The 1,225-nt window shown below is 63.3% G+C and carries 1 protein-coding gene; it reads left to right on the plus strand.

Features of this window, described 5'->3' with window-relative positions; all coding sequences use genetic code 11:
- The first annotated feature begins 57 nt into the window (after nt 1-57).
- Nucleotides 58-1,218, plus strand: coding sequence for an IS30 family transposase (locus ABIB28_RS18485; RefSeq protein WP_354289575.1), 1,161 nt, complete (start codon nt 58-60; stop codon nt 1,216-1,218).
- Nucleotides 1,219-1,225: the final 7 nt, after the last annotated feature.

The raw sequence follows: 1,225 nt of genomic DNA on the forward strand, positions 1-1,225 counted from the left end.
GGTGGGTTCAACGGGTGGTCGCAACGCATCATTCTCATGATGAGAAGGAGTGGTGCGATGAAGCAGCGTCGTCGGATATATTACTCGGCCGCTCAGCGGGCAGAGATCTGGGACAGGTGGCAGCGCGGCGAGTCCATGAGTTCGATCGGTCGCGGCTTCGAGCGGGAGAGCTCGTCGATCTTCTCGGTGCTCTCACCGTCGGGCGGGATCCGCCCACCCGATCGGAAGCGATCCAGTCGGGCGCTCAGCTTGGCCGACCGCGAAGAGATATCGCGAGGTCTGGTCGCGGGCCGTTCCCTGCGCGCCATTGCAGTCCAGCTCGGCCGGGCACCGTCAACGATCAGCCGGGAGGTCGGGCGTAACGGTGGCGCTGATCGGTATCGTGCCACGCTGTCGGATCAGGCGGCATGGGATCGCGCGCTGCGTCCGAAGCGCTGCAAGCTCGCTTGCCACCCAGGCTTGCGACGAACAGTATCACGCAAGCTGCGCCGCAAATGGTCGCCAGAGCAGATTGCGGGCTGGCTCAAGCATAGCTTTCCGGACGAAGACCAGCATCGCGTGTCACACGAGACGATCTACAAGAGTCTGTATATTCAGGCGCGTGGTGTCCTAAAGAAAGAGCTGCTCGAGCATCTGCGCGCCAAGCGCACGATCCGCCGCTCGCGCCATGCCAGCCTCAAGCGTGACGGGCTCGGTCAGATCAAGGATGCGATATCGATCAGCGAACGGCCCGCGTCAGTCGAGGATCGCGCCGTGCCCGGGCACTGGGAGGGCGATCTTATCTCGGGCGCGCGCGGCAGCCACGTCGTGACACTGGTCGAACGCCAGTCACGTTACGTGATCCTGGCCAAGGTCGCGAACAAGGAGACGGCCAGCGTCGTCTCCGCCCTGATCAAGCAGGCCCGCAAACTGCCGCACGACCTCTATCGGTCGCTGACGTGGGATCGTGGCAAGGAGCTTGCCGACCATCGGCGCTTCACTCTCGCGACCGCCGTCGCTGTCTACTTCTGCGATCCACAGAGCCCATGGCAGCGCGGCACCAACGAGAACACCAACCGTTTACTGCGCCAATATCTGCCCCACGGCGTCGATCTGTCGACCTTCAGCCAGGCCCAACTCAGCGCCATCGCCCGACAGCTCAACGAGCGGCCGAGAAAAACCTTGATGTACCAAACGCCAGCGGAGAAGTTCGCACAGAGCGTTGCGTCGATCGGTTGAACCCACC

The organism is Sphingomonas sp. UYEF23 (assembly GCF_040546165.1).
GTDB lineage: Bacteria > Pseudomonadota > Alphaproteobacteria > Sphingomonadales > Sphingomonadaceae > Sphingomonas > Sphingomonas glacialis.

What these genes read in the sequence shown, in the direction of transcription:
- ABIB28_RS18485 (WP_354289575.1), top strand. Translation starts at nt 58, where the DNA reads ATGAAGCAGCGTCGTCGGATATATTACTCGGCCGCTCAGCGGGCAGAG.